1 protein-coding gene is annotated in these 676 nt (G+C 69.1%); it reads left to right on the forward strand.

The features are described from left to right. Positions 1–115: 115 nt before the first annotated feature. Positions 116–676, forward strand: a 561-nt coding sequence (locus tag ASE31_RS32080; protein WP_162261416.1) for a hypothetical protein, incomplete at its 3' end; no start/stop codon positions are given.

A 676-nucleotide genomic window follows, 5' to 3' on the forward strand; every position in this document is an offset into this window, starting at 1 on the left:
AGGGCGCACGCTGCACCAGCAGGGCGTACATACGGGCGGCAAAGGCTTCTCGCTGACCCAAGGGCGCCGGGTTGCCGAAGGCGGTCCAGCACCGACCTCCCCAAGCGCAGCGAGCATGGAGACGCAGCTCGACGGCACGCTGATGGTCCGAGGCGATCCCACACAGTTGCAGGAGCGCCTGCGCCAAGGCGGCGTGGACCGCGTGCTGCGGCGCAAGGGCGGCGTGCTCGTCGGGCTTGACCAAGTGGGCAAAGCGCGGCAGTTCCTGCTGCAGCAGCCGCCAAGCGCCCCAGCCTGGGCAGGCCCCTCCCGGCCCTCCCTATCGGGCCAGCAATTCAGCCGCAGCCCACCAGATCAAGCTTCACAGGCCAGGGGCCTGCCCTCCAAGCCCGCCACCGTGCAGTACGTGCGCGCTGCCGTGGCCAAGCTCACCATCAGCATGGGCCTGCTGGCCAACGGCCTCGGCCGTGTGGTCGTGGCCACCTCAGCCGACATCCAGGCGCACTGGGAGCCCCTGGTCGGCGAGGTGGACATGGGCTCGCAAGACACAGGTCTGGCCCAGGGGTTCTTCGACCCCAACACCGACACCGTCTTCCTGATCGCCGACCACATAGAAGCCGGCCAGGAGATGGCTGTGGCCGCGCACGAGCTGGTGCACAAGCATGGCAAGGCGGTG

The organism is Acidovorax sp. Root217 (genome assembly GCF_001428645.1).
Lineage (GTDB): Bacteria > Pseudomonadota > Gammaproteobacteria > Burkholderiales > Burkholderiaceae_C > Acidovorax.